Below are 13,970 nucleotides of genomic sequence, written 5' to 3'. Positions count from 1 at the left end.
CACCACACTGACTCAACTTGGCGACGTTTTCTTCCTTGAAGATCAGGTCCCAGGAATTGACGGGGGCATCCGTTCCCAATAACGACTTGACCTTGTCCACGTCATACCCCACGCCCGTGGTACCCCACAAATAAGGCGCTGCGTAGCGGTTGCCGGGATCATTGTGTTGCACCTTGGCAAGGATCTCCGGGTCCAGGTGCGGCAGATTCGGCAACTGGCTGCGGTCMAGTTCCTTGAGCACACCCGACTTGATCAGGTTGGGCAGCAGATCGCTGCTGGCGACCACAACGTCATAGCCGCTGCRCCCGGCCATGAGTTTGCTCTGCATCACATCGCTGTTATCGAACACGTCATAAACCGTTGCGACGCCGGTTTCCTCCTGGAAATGCTTGGTCGCATCCGGCGCAATGTAGTCATACCAGTTATAGATAGAGACGTTCGGTTCAGCGGCTTCAGCGCAGGTCATACCCAGGCTGAGCAAAGAGGCCACAACCAGTTGCAAGCTACACAGAGGTTTCATCGGGAGACTCCAAAGCGATCGCGCGATCATCGACGAATGAGCGCGGCGTCTGCTGTTATTTGATTGTTATGGCAGCACCAAAATCGACTTAAGGTTCAAGCAATGCCGTGGTCAGGGAATCCGCAACTGACGCCGGCCATCGGCAAGCGCACTCTGCTCGCCAACGAGTTGCAAACGACGATCCTTGAGGTAGTCATACTCCTTGCGAGCCGTTTTCAGCAGTTCGAGATCCAGCTCGATCACCTGCCGGCATTCTTCGCGTCCGGCTTCGAACAACAGGCGCCCCGTCGGGTCGAYCACCGCGCTTGCACCGGCAAACATCAACCCTTCATCCCCTGGACCGCAGCGGTTGACCATGACCGCAAAGGCCTGGTTTTCCTGGGCCCGGGCCATGATCGCGGTGCGATGCACGGGGCCGTAGGGGTCCATGTTGCCGTTGGTGACCAGGATCAGTTCCACGCCCAACTGACCCAAGGCACGCGCCGTTTCCGGCAGCTCGATGTCGTAGCAAATCAACAGCCCCACCCGCACGCCTTTCCACAGAGCCGTGGCAAAGCGATCCCCAGGCTGGAACAGGCCACGCTCCGATGGCCACAAGTGCGTCTTGCGATAACTCAGTGCCACGCCTTGCGGTATCAGCAGCAGCGAGGTGTTAAAGAAGCGTTCGCCGTCACGCTCGGCCAACCCCACCACCACCGCTACATCGCGCTCGCGCAGCGCACGCAGAACCGCCTGCACGGTAGGCCCGTCAACGGGTTCGGCCACGCGCTGCAGTTGCTCGGCACTGGCAAACCCCATCAGTTGARTCTCGGGGAACACCAGCAAATCGATATCGGGCGCGCAGGTCTCGATGGCCTCCAGGGTTCGCTTGAGGTTATACGCCGTGTCGCCATCGCGACCGGCCAGCTGTACCAGTTCAATCTTCATGGCTTTTCCTTMGAGGTAATAGCGGACGCTACGCCGCCAGACTCAACAGCCCATACAGGCTGGAGCGGAGTATGAAGTGCGCATGAGAGCAACGTAATGACGTCGATGGGGTAACCCGAGAGGGGTAGAAAGGGGTATCGGAGGCCATCTGTCGTGGCGACCGGCGATCCCCTTCGGGCCGTCATTCCAGCGACTATGATGAGGGGGCAACACCACTGAGGAGTTGAACGATGTCGCTGACTCTTTACTACCATCCGCTGTCGTCGTACTGCCACAAAGTGCTGATCGCGCTTTACGAAAACGCTAACGAATTCGAAAAGCGGATCATCGACTTGACAGACGATGCAGACCGCGAGGAGCTTCAATCCCTCTGGCCACTGGTCAAGTTCCCGGTCATCAATGACCACCTGCGCCAGCGCGCCTTGCCAGAGTCCACGATCATCATCGAGTACCTGGATCACTACTATCCGGGTGAGCAACGGTTGGTTCCGAACGATTGGGAGGCCGCGCTGGAGGTGCGTCTGTGGGACCGTTTTTTCGACAACTATGTGCAGGGGCCGCTRCAACAGATTGTCGGTGATCGCCTGCACGGCACCAACGCTGACTTGAGCCAACAACGGTCCATGCTGGAGACGGCCTACGCCATGCTCGACCATCGAATGGCGTCGCGAATCTGGGTGGCCGGCGAGGACTTCAGCCTGGCCGATTGCGCCGCAACCCCGGCGCTTTTCTACGCCAGCACGCTCGTGCCGTTCCCGAGCGAATTCAAGCACTTGAGTGCCTATTTCGACCGGTTGACGCGCAGACCGTCCATCCTGCGAGTCATCGACGAAGCCCGACCTTACTTTTCGCTCTACCCGTTTGCGGACGCCATTCCCCAGCGGTTTCGCCAGGCACCGGACATCACTTGAGGAGCGGATACAAGCACCAGTGACACTCGACTAACGGTACTTGAGCGCACGCTCCCAGCTTCCTAGGATAGTTTTGCGCAACTGTTAAATGCTCCAACAGGTGCGTAGGTGGTGAGTGATCTGAACCCCTACCAAGCTCACCACTTGCTTCACGTGCATCTTGAGCCTCTGGGCTCTACTTCCTCCCCATCAAAGAGCTTTGAGGCTCTTTTTTTGTCTGAAAAACCCAAAAGCCGTTACGCGACCTGTAGCAGCTGGCGAAGCCTGCGTTCGGCTGCGCAGCAGTCGTAAATCCAGCGTTCGCGGTTAACCTGAAAAAACATGGTGTCTGATTTTACGGCCGCTGCGCAGCCGAACGCAGGCTTCGCCAGCTGCTACAGGGAATGTGTCGAGTGTGAAATTCATTCACTTGCCGACTGAATCAAAGTAACCGCCTCGCGAAGTCGAACGGCCGAGCGGTTACTCATTGTCAATCGCGGTGCAGGGTCAATCCTTTTGGGTTCGTGGCGGGTTGTCCTGACGATAGGTATGCTGGGGATTGATGACCAATTGCCTGACCTGACTGTCCAGCTCTTTGCTGTGATAAAGGTCCAGGCATTTGAGCAGTTCAAAGCGAACGCCTTGACGCTCTGATTCGACCAGTGGGTTGTGATAATCACGAGCCAGAAACTGGTCAATCAGAGGTCTACCGGCTTGAGGTGCTTGCTCCAGATCGAAATAGGTCCAGTCCATAAGCGCACTGGCGCTGCTTCCGGCATCCTGGGCCGCTTTAGGTTCGCTCTTGTAGGCGGTAGCGATGCAATCTGCCAGTACCATATCCTTGTAGTTTTGCGCGTAGGTGCGTTCGCCTGCCTGCGGAGAGTGTGTCGGATCATCCTTGGACCAACTGTTGGAAGGTGCGGCGGCCCAAGCCAGTACCAAGACCGCAGTTAAATATTTCATCAGGACAAACTCCAGAAGTTTGCGCGGTCGGTTTGATAGTTCACACCTGGCTCATTGAAATAGCAGTGGTCATAACACATCCTGCCGTCAAACAATGTGGCATGCCCCTGAGCGTCCGACCAGCCAGAAACCTCAAACAGAATCAGTCCCTTCCTGCCCGCCAGGGGGCCGCCATCTGCGGCCGGGAAACTGACGGTCTCGGCACTTCCCCATTGCTGCTCCAGATAGGCAATCAGGCTTTTGACGCGATAGAAGTACCAGCGCTTGTCAGCGCCAGACACGGTTTCGCCAACTATTCTCGGTATGAGTGAGCCTGAGTAGTTAAGGATATAGCTCATGCGCACTGCGCACGTGTTGATCCACCTTAGGGCTGGATCACGGCTGTTAATGTTCATTGCAACATTGCCGCCGATCACTGTCGCCACTTTTTCAGATGGATTGAGGGTGTCGTAAATCCGTTGAGAGGCCGCCCACGCGCTGGAAAATGAGGGTCGAATCATGATTCATCCTTGATTTTAGGGAGCAGAAAAACGTAGCAGCTTAATCCTTCATGCTTGAGGTGACGATGGTGGCACGCGCCGCTCAACAGGACCTCATACTTCGGCCCTTGGCGTTACGACCACCGGGGGGGGAACTGAACGGTGTACATCTGAGTAGGTAGCCAAAGCCCGAAACCATGTCTTGGCTTTGCGGGGTTGGGTAGATGATTTGGCCGGGCGCATACGAACAAACGCCAGAAACGACAAAGCCCGGCACGAGTCCGGGCTTTATCGTTTCTGATCGGTCCAGCAAGCAAGCCCCGCCACACAGTGTGTGGCGGGGCTTGGTCTTACAGGGCCATATCAGTCGCTGGATTGCTTTCTTTCTGTGGTTGCGCTGGAGCTGGAGCGGCTGGTTGCGCGGCCGCTGCCTTGCCAATCACAGGCGGTGTGGCAAGTTGCAGAATTTGACTGGTGTACGTCCACTCCTGGTAAACACGCTCAGGGCTGTCGTTCAGCTTGGTCCCGTAACTCGGGATGATCTGGTGCAGCTTTTCCTGCCAGGCCGGGGTTGCGACCTTGTCCTTGAAGACCTTCTCAAGCACGCCCAGCATGATCGGAGCCGCGGTGGACGCGCCTGGCGATGCGCCCAGCAGACCAGCAATGCTGCCGTCCTGGGAGCTGACGATCTCGGTGCCCAGTTTCAGGACGCCGCCCTTCTCTTCATCACGCTTGATGATCTGAACGCGCTGGCCGGCTTGCCACAGGCGCCAGTCTTCCTTCTTGGCGTTCGGGAAGTATTCCTTCAGGGCATTCATGCGGTCGTCGTCCGACAGCATCAGCTGGCCGGCCAGGTATTCAACCAGTGGGTACTGCTCGATGCCCACCTTGGTCATCGGCCAGATATTGTGCGTGGTGGTGCTGGTCAGCAGATCGAAGTAAGAGCCTTCTTTCAGGAACTTCGTGGAGAAGGTCTTGTAGGAAACGCGCCAGCTGCCATCTTCATTGCGCTTGATGTCTTCCACTTCGCTCGAAAGCTTCAGCGCGAAGTTCGGCTTGCTTTGCAGGTAGCCAACGAACTGGCGGGTAATCTCGCCGAAGTTCACGTCGGTACCAATCGGAGTCCAGGTTGCCGCAACCTTTTGTTTCGGGTCACGGCCTTCCATCATCAGCGGAACCCATTTCTTGATCTGCTCCGGGTCTTCCGAGTACTGCATGCCGGCAAACAGCGGGCTCGCCTGCAGGGCTTCGTAGCGTTTCTTCAAGAACTGGATGTTGTCATCGCCCCACACAAAGCTCATGTGCGGAGTGGAGTTGATGAACGAATGGGGATTCTTCAACACGCCATTCTTGACCTGCCAGGCCCAGAATTGACGCGTTATCTGGAAGCCTTCGTTGATTTCAACGGCCTTGGGGATCTCGACCTTGCCATTCTTGTCTTCTGGCGTGTAGTTCAGCTCAGCCAAGGCAGAGTGACCGGTCCCGGCGTTGTTCCAGCCGTTCGAACTTTCCTCGGCGACGCCGTCGAGACGCTCAACCATCTCCATGGACATGCCAGGCTCGAGCTCATTGAGATAAACGCCCAAGGTCGAACTCATGATGCCGCCGCCGATGAGGAGCACATCGACTTTCTTTGTTTCAGCTGCGTGCAAGGGCATGAGGACCATCGACATGGCCAGGCCGAGTAGCCCTGTGTTGACTTTTTTTAACATTCAGTAATACCTAGGATAGAACGCCATCCACCCACCATTCTTGATCATGAGCTGCCCGGGCTCACCGCATGCAATGCCGCATGCCGTCGAACCCTGTACTCAAAAAGACTGATGGGTAGACATATAAGACCGACAGACACCATCGGTCTCACGTTTAGGCCCCTCCCGCGCTGACYTTTTATTAGTCATTGGCTTCAGCTACTCGGGTGACACTAATTCTGTTTTTAAAATATCGGACGCAGAAATGAACAGACGTGCGTCCAGAGCGCGACATTCTACCTCAGTGTGCCGAATCGACGAAGACGCAAAAATTTCTCATTCTTCGACGGATGCTGCACAAAGGGCCTCGCGCAGCACCTGTTCCAAAATGGCAAAAAAACCTTTGATGTGGGCCTGCTTCAACGCTTGCGGCCGGGTCACCAGATAGACCTCCATATCCGGCAGCTGGATATCCGGAAACACGGCGACCAGGTCCTTGGCCAAAATACGCGGCAGCACTGCAACCCCCATCCCTCGCCTTACCGCTTCGATCTGTGCCGCGAACGAATTCACTCTGATCTGCGCACGTTCCAGCCCCGCGGCCCTTGCCGCACGCATTTGCGGCAACATGTCCAACGGAGGGAGCAAGGCAATATTCACCGCTGTGGCCGGAGCCGCCGCTGGAAAGCGCTTGAGATAGGCCGCATCGGCGAAGACGCCATAAGCGAGCTTGCCCATCGGTCGATAAACCAGCGACGGCTCGCCCAGGTGCGCTGTGCGGATAGCGATATCCGCCACGCCGCGGACGATCTTGTGAAAGTCGGCGGTGACCAGCAACTCCACCGAGCAGCGCGGATGCACAGACGTGAAGCGATGCGAGGCCTCCAGCACACAAGACGAAAATCCTTCGCCAACGCTGACCAGGACACTGCCGCAAAGCTCCGTTGGTAATACGGATGCGCCGGTAGCGGCCTGACGCCTCAAGCCCTCCTCCGCGGCCAGCGCAACTTCAACCAGGGATTGGCCCCGCGAGGTCAGCCAGCAGCCTTCAACCCCACGCTCGACGAGTGGCTCGCCGAGTGAATTCTCAAGCTGAGTGATCCGTCGGGACACTGTCGACGCCGCGATCCCCAGCAATTGGCCAGCCTGAAGAAAGCTGCCCCTTCGCGAGACGGCCAACAACAGACGCAGATCGTCCCAATTCGCTTCTGAACTCATGTACATGCCCGCTGCTTTGCAAATGTRCAAAACCATTATGCAGCAGTCGCTGTTTTTCGGGAGTGACGACGACGGTATATCTATCCGCTTTAGTCAATGTAAGGGATGACACATGCGCAGTACATTCGTCACCGGCGCAACCGGTTTGCTGGGCAACAACCTTGTGCGTGAACTGGTCGCCGGTGGCTACGAGGTCAAGGCCCTGGTTCGTTCACGAGCCAAAGGTGAACAACAGTTCAAAGATCTTCAGGGCGTGAGACTGGTCGTGGGTGACATGGCCGATGTCGATGCCTTCGCCGCATCGATGCAAGGCTGCGATACGCTGTTTCACACGGCGGCGTTCTTTCGCGACAACTACAAGGGCGGCAGCCACTGGGAGGATCTCGAAAGGATCAATGTAACCGGCACGCGCCGCCTGCTTGAGCACGCCTACGCAGCCGGTGTCCGCAGCTTCATCCATACCTCGTCCATTGCCGTGCTCGACGGCGCTCCCGGCACATCGATCGATGAGACGTGCCTGCGCAACGAGGCTGATGCGGATGACTACTATCGCAGCAAGATCCTCGCTGACCGTGTCGTGTTGTCATTCCTGGAAGACCATCCCGACCTGCATGCCTGCATGGTCCTGCCTGGCTGGATGTGGGGCCCTGCCGATTGCGGGCCGACTTCCTCGGGGCAGCTACTCAACGATGTCGTGCGCAATAAGCTGCCCGGGCTGGTTCCTGGTAGTTTTTCTGTCGTCGATGCTCGCGATGTGGCATTGGCGCAAATCGCCGCAGCGCTGCACGGGCGACGTGGCGAACGCTACCTGGCGGCGGGACGCCACATGACCATGGCTGAGTTGGTGCCCTTGCTGGGCAAGATCGCGGGCGTCAAGACGCCGCTGCGGCAATTGCCGCTGTCACTGCTGTACGCCTTGGCGTTTACGCAAGAGCTCTATGCGCGCCTGACCGGCAAGCCGATTCTGCTGAGCATGGCGACCGTGCGCCTGATGGTGCGCGAAGCCGGGCGCACGCATTTCAACCCTCACAAAAGCGAACAGGAGCTTGGCCTGCGGTTTCGCCCCGTCGAACAGACCCTTACCGATACGCTGGCCTGGTACCACAATCATGGCTGGTTTGAAAAACCCTGACACTGCACCAGTGCCATCGCGGATCAGGCAGATTCACCTTGCACGCCAACAGCGGCGACACTCAGGCGATTTCTGCCCTGCGACTTTGCCAAATACAGTGCGCGGTCGGCCAGATCGATCAGCGACATTTCATCACGCTCGCTATCGTAGGCGGTAAAAGTCGCCAGCCCGAGGCTGGCGGTCACGCTACCGAAAGGGCTCGACAGGTGTTCAAGTCGCGCCTGAGCAATGCCGAGGAGAATGGCCTCGGCAACCGAGCGGGCGCCCTCTTCGTCTGTATTGGGCATCACCACAGCGATTTCTTCACCGCCGTAGCGGGCGGTCATGTCAGCTGGACGGCGCACGCACTGCTTGATCGACTGGCTGATGATCCGCAGGCATTCGTCGCCGGCGAGATGCCCATAGTGATCGTTATAACGCTTGAAAAAATCCACATCGATCAGGATCAGCGACAGAGGACTTCGCAGGCGCCTGGCGCGCTTGAATTCGATGTCCAGAAACTGATCGAAATGCCGGCGATTGGCAAGACCGGTCAGCGTGTCCTCGCTGGCCAGAACTTCCAGCGTCTGGTTAAGCTCGATCAGCGCAGTCTGGGTAGTTCGCAGCTCTGCCTCTGCCCGAATACGATGGCTGATATCGGCAATCAATCTGCGCCCAAGCGTAATCAGGAGTCCCAGCAACACCATCACCACCGCAACCGATTGCCTGGTCTGGCTCCACCATGCTTGCATGGCCTCGTCCTGGCCCACCGCGACCGTCGTGACAAGGGGATACTGATCGCTTCTGGTGAACGCGTAGATTCGATGGATGCCATCGACGTTTGAAACAAAATCCACGGTACCCGACGACATCTTGCGCAGGTACTCGGAAAATATCGGCGCACGAGACAGGTCACGCCCGATGTCCTGCTCCTGGAAGGGATACCTCACTAGAAGACACCCTTCGGATGAGGTCAGGCTGATCACGCCATACTGCCCAACGGATATGGTTCGATAGAGCTTGAGGAAATGTTCGAGACTCAAAGTGACGGCGATCACCCCGGCGAAACTCCCGTCCGGATGATCGATGCGCCGACTGACCGAAATAACCCAGGCACCGGTCGTACGGCCGCGAATCGCCGGACCGATGAAGATGCCGCGGTCCGGATTATCGCGGTGATGCTTGAAGAACGCTCGATCAGCATGGTTGCTGTTGGGTGAGACACGCTTGTTGGTCGAGAATATCCAGTCCCCCTGAGCGTCATACAGCGCCACGCTGTTCAATTGCTTCAGTGCACCCTTCTCCTGAGCGACCAGTACTTTCAGGCGTTCGAGCTGCTGCGGGCCGGTGCCGTCTTTCTCGATCCTGTCAGTCAGCCCCAGCAATACCACTTCACTTTGCTTGAACGTGCCCTCGGTGTACGTGTTGAGCGCATTGGTCAAATTCAACGTATCGGTTTCAATGTCTCTCAGGGTGTTCTCACGGGCTGTCCAGATCTGCCAGGCAGTCAGCACCACCACGGATACACACACCAGAGAGGTCAGCAAAGTGGCAAGTCGGAGGTCGCGTTTCAAGTAAGTACCCGGGCGGTTGAGCGCGCATTGATCAAAAGCCCGCGCAGTATAAACGCCTTCGAACGGTACAAATGACTGAAATGAAAGCTATTGGCCATCTTTCTTTCACGCCAGAGCCTGCTTGCGTTGCTTCAAAGCGGTGAGAGAGCCGCCATTCAGCGGAGTCCTGAAACAGGGCTCCGCTTCTGACTCAATAGCCCAACGACCGCTCCAGGTCCAAAGCAACGTGCGCCACAACCGCTATTGCAACGGAATATAAATATCGGTCTGCCACTGATCGTGCGGTGTCTCGGGATAGACGCTCAGGTAATCGAAGTACAGCGGCTGGTCACGAAGCTCTTCACCGCTGGCAGGCAGCCAGTCGCGGTAGATCGGATAGATCGTTTCGCCGATATGATCCGTCGAGCCCACGTGTCGCACCACCACGCAGCGGCCGCCAGGAATGACGAGCTCGCGCACGCCAAATTCATTCGGTGCCACGGCCTCGTGAATCTCGCCGCAGATTGCGAAGCGGAATTCTTCCGGCGGTGTCGTATCGGGGTTGCCGTAGGGAATGCCAAAGGTGCGACTCGATGCCACCGGCGACTGTCCGCTCTGCGTACGCCACTCGATGAACTTGCGCACGCTTTCATCGACAAGCCCGGTTGGCCCGCAGTGCTCAAGCGCTGCGACCCTGACTTCGGAAAACTCCACGATTCGTACCTGCATGATGATGCTCCTGGAAAAATGAGGAATTGCAAACACCGCCCCCTCGCGTAGGCGGCGTTGGTCGGCATGTCAGACACTGGATAAAGGCTCCGGGAAGTACGGTAGGCACAGGATCGACCATGCCGGCGTGAACGCGCCTAGCCGCGTTTGCTCAAAGCGCTTGGGTAGCCAGTAAAGCCGCATCCCTTTACGATCAGGCGTCCACACGGAAGGCGTTGCCCTCGGTGACAGAAAAAGGAGCGACCTTATGAAGCCCATCAGAATTCGTACCCTGCAAAGTGCTGATACTGAGGCGTTGCTGACATTTGAACGGGACAATCGCGAATGGTTTGAGCGCCACATTGACGCGCGCAATTCTGCTTTTTACTCGATACAGGGTGTCACCGACCACATTGCCGCTTATTTATCCGATTTTGCCGCCGGAACCTGGCACCCGTTTGTCCTCGAAGATCCTGACGGAAATATAGTGGGTCGAGCGAACCTGAAAGGCATCGACATAGCCGAGCGCTCGGCAGAAGTACTCGAACGGTGTGGCTTCTCGATCGAACATGCCTCTCGGCAAGAAGGGACTCAACAAGAAGGGACAGAGCACGATTATCGGTTTGGCCTGTCGATTTAGATCAGTGAATGAGTGGCCAATACCTGTAAAAACGGGCGCCTTCAGGACTGATGCAAGTCAGTCAAGAGACCGCGCAGGCAACACATGACCTGTAGCAGCCGGTGCAAGTTCGGGGAACTCAACCAGCAGTGCCTTGTTACCCCTGGCGATGTGCTCCGTCACCGCCAGGGCGATGTTTTGACGCACCACTCCGGCCGAGACGTAATACATGGCCCAGGCTTGTTCGGGTGTGCAATGGGCGATCTGTTCCTCAATTTCCTTGTAGGCTTTGTATTCGTCCGACTCCCCGTAGCATTGGCAATCACCTTGGCGCATGACTTTTCTCCTTCCCTGGAACTGCTGTGACAACCCTTTAGTAACTCGACTGATAAATGCAGCCCCTGCTCCCTACGTGATGACCCGCATTTTAAATAAACGCTGGCTATCGCAGGAAGCAGAAGCAACTCTTCAATAAAGACAATACTCCAGCCAGATCAAATGCCAGTCTTCACTTTGCTCCAAACTCGGGTGCGGACACGCTCCAACTTCAATGGCAGCGGCTCAAGTGGAATAAGTGCAGCAATCGTCTTTTGATCCGGGTAAACCCAAGGATTGTCTGCCAGCTTCCGCTCGACAAACTCAGTGGCGTCTTTATTAGCGTTAGGGTACAGCGTGTGATTTGAGGTCTTGGCTATAACTTCTGGTCGCAACATATAATTAATAAACGCCAACCCTTCTTTCGGGTGAGGTGCGTTTTTTAGCAGAACCAGATTTTCCGACCACACCAGCGCGCCCTCGCGAGGAAGACTGTAGGCAATCTTGCGTCCAGTGTTGGCCTTCTCGTTTATGGCCTGCGCAGCAAGGGCGCCATTAGCCCATCCCACAACCGCACAAATATTGCCATCCGCCAGGTCAGCGTCGATTCTGGATGAGTCGAAATAGAGGACGTAAGGGCGGATTTTTAACAGCAGGGCTTGTGCTTTCTGGTAATCATCCGGGTTCCTGCTGTTGCTGGGGAGCCCAAGGTAATGCAAAGCAATCGAAACGATCTCACTGGGAGAGTCGAGCATTGCCACACCACACGACTGGAGTTTGCTGATGTTTTCTTCTTTGAAGATCAGATCCCAGCTATTCACCGGAGCATTATCGCCCAATGCCGCTTTGACTTTATCAACGTCATAGCCAATGCCGGTAGTGCCCCATAAATAGGGCACAGCGTAGCGATTACCAGGATCATTGACCGCAACCTGGGACAAGATATCAGGATCGATATGTGACAAATTACTCAGTTGATGACGATCCAACGGCTGAAGGACTCCCGCCTGGATCAGACTTGGCAACACATTGGAGGTAGCCACCACCACGTCATACCCCGTGCGCCCCGCCATTACCTTACTCTGCATGATTTCGGCACTGTCGAACGCATCCATATGCATTCTGGTACCGGTTTCCTGCTCAAACTCCTTTGGGGTCTCCGGTGCGATAAGCCCGAACCAGTTATACAGATACATCCCGGGCTCTACAGCCGCCACTGATGTGCTGATCCCTACACAGAGAAGCGAGGCTGAAAAAATGCTTCGCAAAGGTGATTTTCTCATGCAACTATCCTTGTCAAGACGATGTGCCCTCATGGCCATCCCAAGCCCTGAATAGTGAATATACCGAGCACTCGCGAATAGTAAATACCTACGAATACTGACCTCTGGCCTACGAATCCCTAACCCTAAAGGGGTAGAAAATGCCACTCAACCTTCACAGCCTGGCCTGGCACCGATCGATTGGAAAGCTGATCATGCAGTTGAACCGTCCAGAATTCTGGAGATCGCTTATTCGCACATTAAATGAATATGTGCAAATCGATAACTATGCATTTCCGCTGGCAGCAACATCCACTTCAATCAAGAACAAATAACAACACGCAAAAAATGACGTACTCAAATTGCTACTAAGTGGCTTTTCCAACAAAGAGATAGCCGGAAAACTTTCCCTGTCGACAGAAACGATAAAAGTGCACCGCCGCAATATTTACGCCAAATTAAACATCAAATCACAATCCGAACTATTTGCCCGTTTCTTTATGCCAAAACAGGATAGCTTCTCTACAAATTGAAGTGTGTGCAGGTCGCGTGATCATCGAACGCGCAGACAATGCAATCAATCATTGCGGCGATGTGCGCGGCGCTCACGAACTGATTGATTCAAGCACACACTTTGGAAAAATCGTCCTGACGACGGGTGCCGATCTCGCTGGCTGACGCCGGGCTTGTCTTTGCCAAGAGCATAAGCCGAAGGATTTGAATGACAAAAACCTCCCTGTTGACTGATACACCGTCTTCGCGAGCAAGCCCGCTCCCACAGGTGCGCTCCTTGCGCCGCACGCGTTCAGCCACTGCGGCGCCATTGGCTCAGCGACGGCGGGCGTCGAGGCTGAAGCGACCGGCACCGAACGCGACGACCTGCAACAGGCCACCCGCCATGGCGATGTTCTTGAAGAAGTGGATGAACTGGTTCTGGTCGCCCAGGTTGTTATGGAATGCCAGCGCGGTGATCACGCTGAACAGGGCAAGTACCAGCGCCACGGTACGGGTGCGGTAGCCGGCGATCAGCGCGATACCACCACCGATTTCAATGATGATGGCCAACGCCAGAGCAAGTTGCGGGAACGGCAAACCCACCGAACCGATGTAGCCGATCATCATCGCCGGGGCGCTCAGTTTGGAGATGCCCGAGAGGATAAAGATGGCGCTGAGGAACACACGGCCGACCAGTGCCGCCGTGGCGGTGGTAGCGACAGTGCTGGACAGTTCATGGGTATCTTTGGAGGTTGTAGCTGCAGATTGGGACATGGTCGTTCTTCCATCAAGTAGGGCGCATCCACCATTGGAGCACCGCGTTGAAGAAAGTCTGCCACCCACTCTACAATCGCAATAGCCGACTAATTTCGACGATTACGTTCGAGTAAATAGAAATGATCTCAGACCCAGGCACTCCCACTCTCGATCAACTGCGTGTGTTCCTGACGGTTGTCGAGGTCGGCAGTTTTGCGGCCGCCGCCCGAAAACTGCACCGAGCCACTTCAGTCATCAGCTACTCGATCGCCAATCTTGAGATGCAACTCGGCGTGTCGCTGTTTGACCGCCACACGACGCGTAAACCTCAGCTCACCGATGCCGGCCGCACCGTGCTGGCCGAAGCCAGAACCATCGCCAATGGCATTCATGGGTTACGCGCCAAAGTAAAAGGCCTGCTTCAGGGGCTCGAAGCTGAAGTTCATGTGGTACTGGATGTGAT

General features: G+C 56.1%; 15 protein-coding genes and 2 pseudogenes. 6 read left to right on the top strand and 11 right to left on the bottom strand.

The genetic code is table 11. The features are described 5' to 3' along the window. Both AC1DH9_RS20620 and AC1DH9_RS20615 read right to left on the bottom strand, forming a co-directional pair. The coding region (locus AC1DH9_RS20620; RefSeq protein ID WP_477808686.1) for an extracellular solute-binding protein at positions 1-520 on the bottom strand (520 nt) is incomplete at its 3' end. A 111-nt stretch (positions 521-631) separates the two neighbouring features. Further along, positions 632-1,447 (bottom strand): carbon-nitrogen hydrolase family protein, encoded by an 816-nt coding sequence (locus tag AC1DH9_RS20615; RefSeq protein ID WP_477808685.1) that lies wholly within the window; start codon positions 1,445-1,447, stop codon positions 632-634. A gap of 230 nt (positions 1,448-1,677) precedes the next feature. Between AC1DH9_RS20615 and AC1DH9_RS20610 the strand changes: the two genes are divergently transcribed. Next, positions 1,678-2,358 (top strand): glutathione S-transferase family protein, encoded by a 681-nt coding sequence (locus AC1DH9_RS20610; RefSeq protein WP_427545013.1) that lies wholly within the window; start codon positions 1,678-1,680, stop codon positions 2,356-2,358. Positions 2,359-2,844: 486 nt separating this feature from the next. On the opposite strand, the gene AC1DH9_RS20605 is transcribed toward AC1DH9_RS20610, so the two are convergent. The 4 genes from AC1DH9_RS20605 to AC1DH9_RS20590 form a co-directional block, all read right to left on the bottom strand. After that, positions 2,845-3,300: a type VI secretion system amidase immunity protein Tai4 gene (locus tag AC1DH9_RS20605; RefSeq protein WP_427545011.1), complete on the bottom strand. Its 456-nt coding sequence runs from the start codon at positions 3,298-3,300 to the stop codon at positions 2,845-2,847. Continuing rightward, positions 3,300-3,800, bottom strand: coding sequence for a type VI secretion system amidase effector protein Tae4 (locus tag AC1DH9_RS20600; RefSeq protein WP_427545010.1), 501 nt, complete (start codon positions 3,798-3,800; stop codon positions 3,300-3,302). Before AC1DH9_RS20600 ends, AC1DH9_RS20605 begins: the two co-directional genes overlap by 1 nt. Before the next feature lie 329 nt (positions 3,801-4,129). Beyond that, positions 4,130-5,491: a malate:quinone oxidoreductase gene (locus tag AC1DH9_RS20595; RefSeq protein ID WP_477808684.1), complete on the bottom strand. Its 1,362-nt coding sequence runs from the start codon at positions 5,489-5,491 to the stop codon at positions 4,130-4,132. A 315-nt stretch (positions 5,492-5,806) separates the two neighbouring features. Further along, positions 5,807-6,688: a LysR family transcriptional regulator gene (locus tag AC1DH9_RS20590; protein WP_427545006.1), complete on the bottom strand. Its 882-nt coding sequence runs from the start codon at positions 6,686-6,688 to the stop codon at positions 5,807-5,809. Positions 6,689-6,800: 112 nt separating this feature from the next. Between AC1DH9_RS20590 and AC1DH9_RS20585 the strand changes: the two genes are divergently transcribed. Then, positions 6,801-7,820, top strand: a complete 1,020-nt coding sequence (locus tag AC1DH9_RS20585; RefSeq protein WP_427545004.1) for an SDR family oxidoreductase — start codon at positions 6,801-6,803, stop codon at positions 7,818-7,820. 23 nt (positions 7,821-7,843) lie between these two features. Here the strand turns inward: AC1DH9_RS20585 and AC1DH9_RS20580 are convergent, their stop codons facing one another. Continuing rightward, the gene (locus AC1DH9_RS20580) at positions 7,844-9,373 is read right to left on the bottom strand and encodes a sensor domain-containing diguanylate cyclase (protein WP_427545002.1); all 1,530 of its coding nucleotides are present in this window, start codon (positions 9,371-9,373) and stop codon (positions 7,844-7,846) included. A 240-nt stretch (positions 9,374-9,613) separates the two neighbouring features. Next, a pseudogene (locus tag AC1DH9_RS20575) lies at positions 9,614-10,120 on the bottom strand (AraC family transcriptional regulator); the annotation flags it as partial. Positions 10,121-10,328: 208 nt separating this feature from the next. Here AC1DH9_RS20575 and AC1DH9_RS20570 point away from each other — a divergent pair. Continuing rightward, positions 10,329-10,700, top strand: a complete 372-nt coding sequence (locus tag AC1DH9_RS20570; RefSeq protein ID WP_427544998.1) for a GNAT family N-acetyltransferase — start codon at positions 10,329-10,331, stop codon at positions 10,698-10,700. A gap of 57 nt (positions 10,701-10,757) precedes the next feature. Here AC1DH9_RS20570 and AC1DH9_RS20565 read toward each other — a convergent pair whose 3' ends face one another. Together AC1DH9_RS20565 and AC1DH9_RS20560 are read right to left on the bottom strand one after the other, a co-directional pair. Further along, positions 10,758-11,015, bottom strand: a complete 258-nt coding sequence (locus tag AC1DH9_RS20565; protein WP_427544996.1) for a hypothetical protein — start codon at positions 11,013-11,015, stop codon at positions 10,758-10,760. Between the two features lie 158 nt (positions 11,016-11,173). Continuing rightward, positions 11,174-12,277: a polyamine ABC transporter substrate-binding protein gene (locus AC1DH9_RS20560; protein WP_427544994.1), complete on the bottom strand. Its 1,104-nt coding sequence runs from the start codon at positions 12,275-12,277 to the stop codon at positions 11,174-11,176. 140 nt (positions 12,278-12,417) lie between these two features. Between AC1DH9_RS20560 and AC1DH9_RS20555 the strand changes: the two are divergent. Continuing rightward, a pseudogene (locus tag AC1DH9_RS20555) lies at positions 12,418-12,789 on the top strand (response regulator transcription factor). Positions 12,790-12,805: 16 nt separating this feature from the next. Continuing rightward, positions 12,806-12,934: a hypothetical protein gene (locus tag AC1DH9_RS20550; protein ID WP_427544992.1), complete on the top strand. Its 129-nt coding sequence runs from the start codon at positions 12,806-12,808 to the stop codon at positions 12,932-12,934. A gap of 150 nt (positions 12,935-13,084) precedes the next feature. On the opposite strand, the gene AC1DH9_RS20545 is transcribed toward AC1DH9_RS20550, so the two are convergent. After that, the gene (locus tag AC1DH9_RS20545) at positions 13,085-13,525 is read right to left on the bottom strand and encodes a DoxX family protein (protein ID WP_427544990.1); all 441 of its coding nucleotides are present in this window, start codon (positions 13,523-13,525) and stop codon (positions 13,085-13,087) included. Between the two features lie 122 nt (positions 13,526-13,647). Between AC1DH9_RS20545 and AC1DH9_RS20540 the strand changes: the two genes are divergently transcribed. After that, on the top strand, positions 13,648-13,970 hold a 323-nt coding region (locus AC1DH9_RS20540; RefSeq protein WP_477808683.1), incomplete at its 3' end, for a LysR family transcriptional regulator.

This window comes from Pseudomonas sp. 05T35, assembly GCF_056396605.1.
The sequence above is the reverse complement of the archived record's forward strand: the minus strand, read 5'-3'. Positions and strand labels throughout refer to the sequence as shown.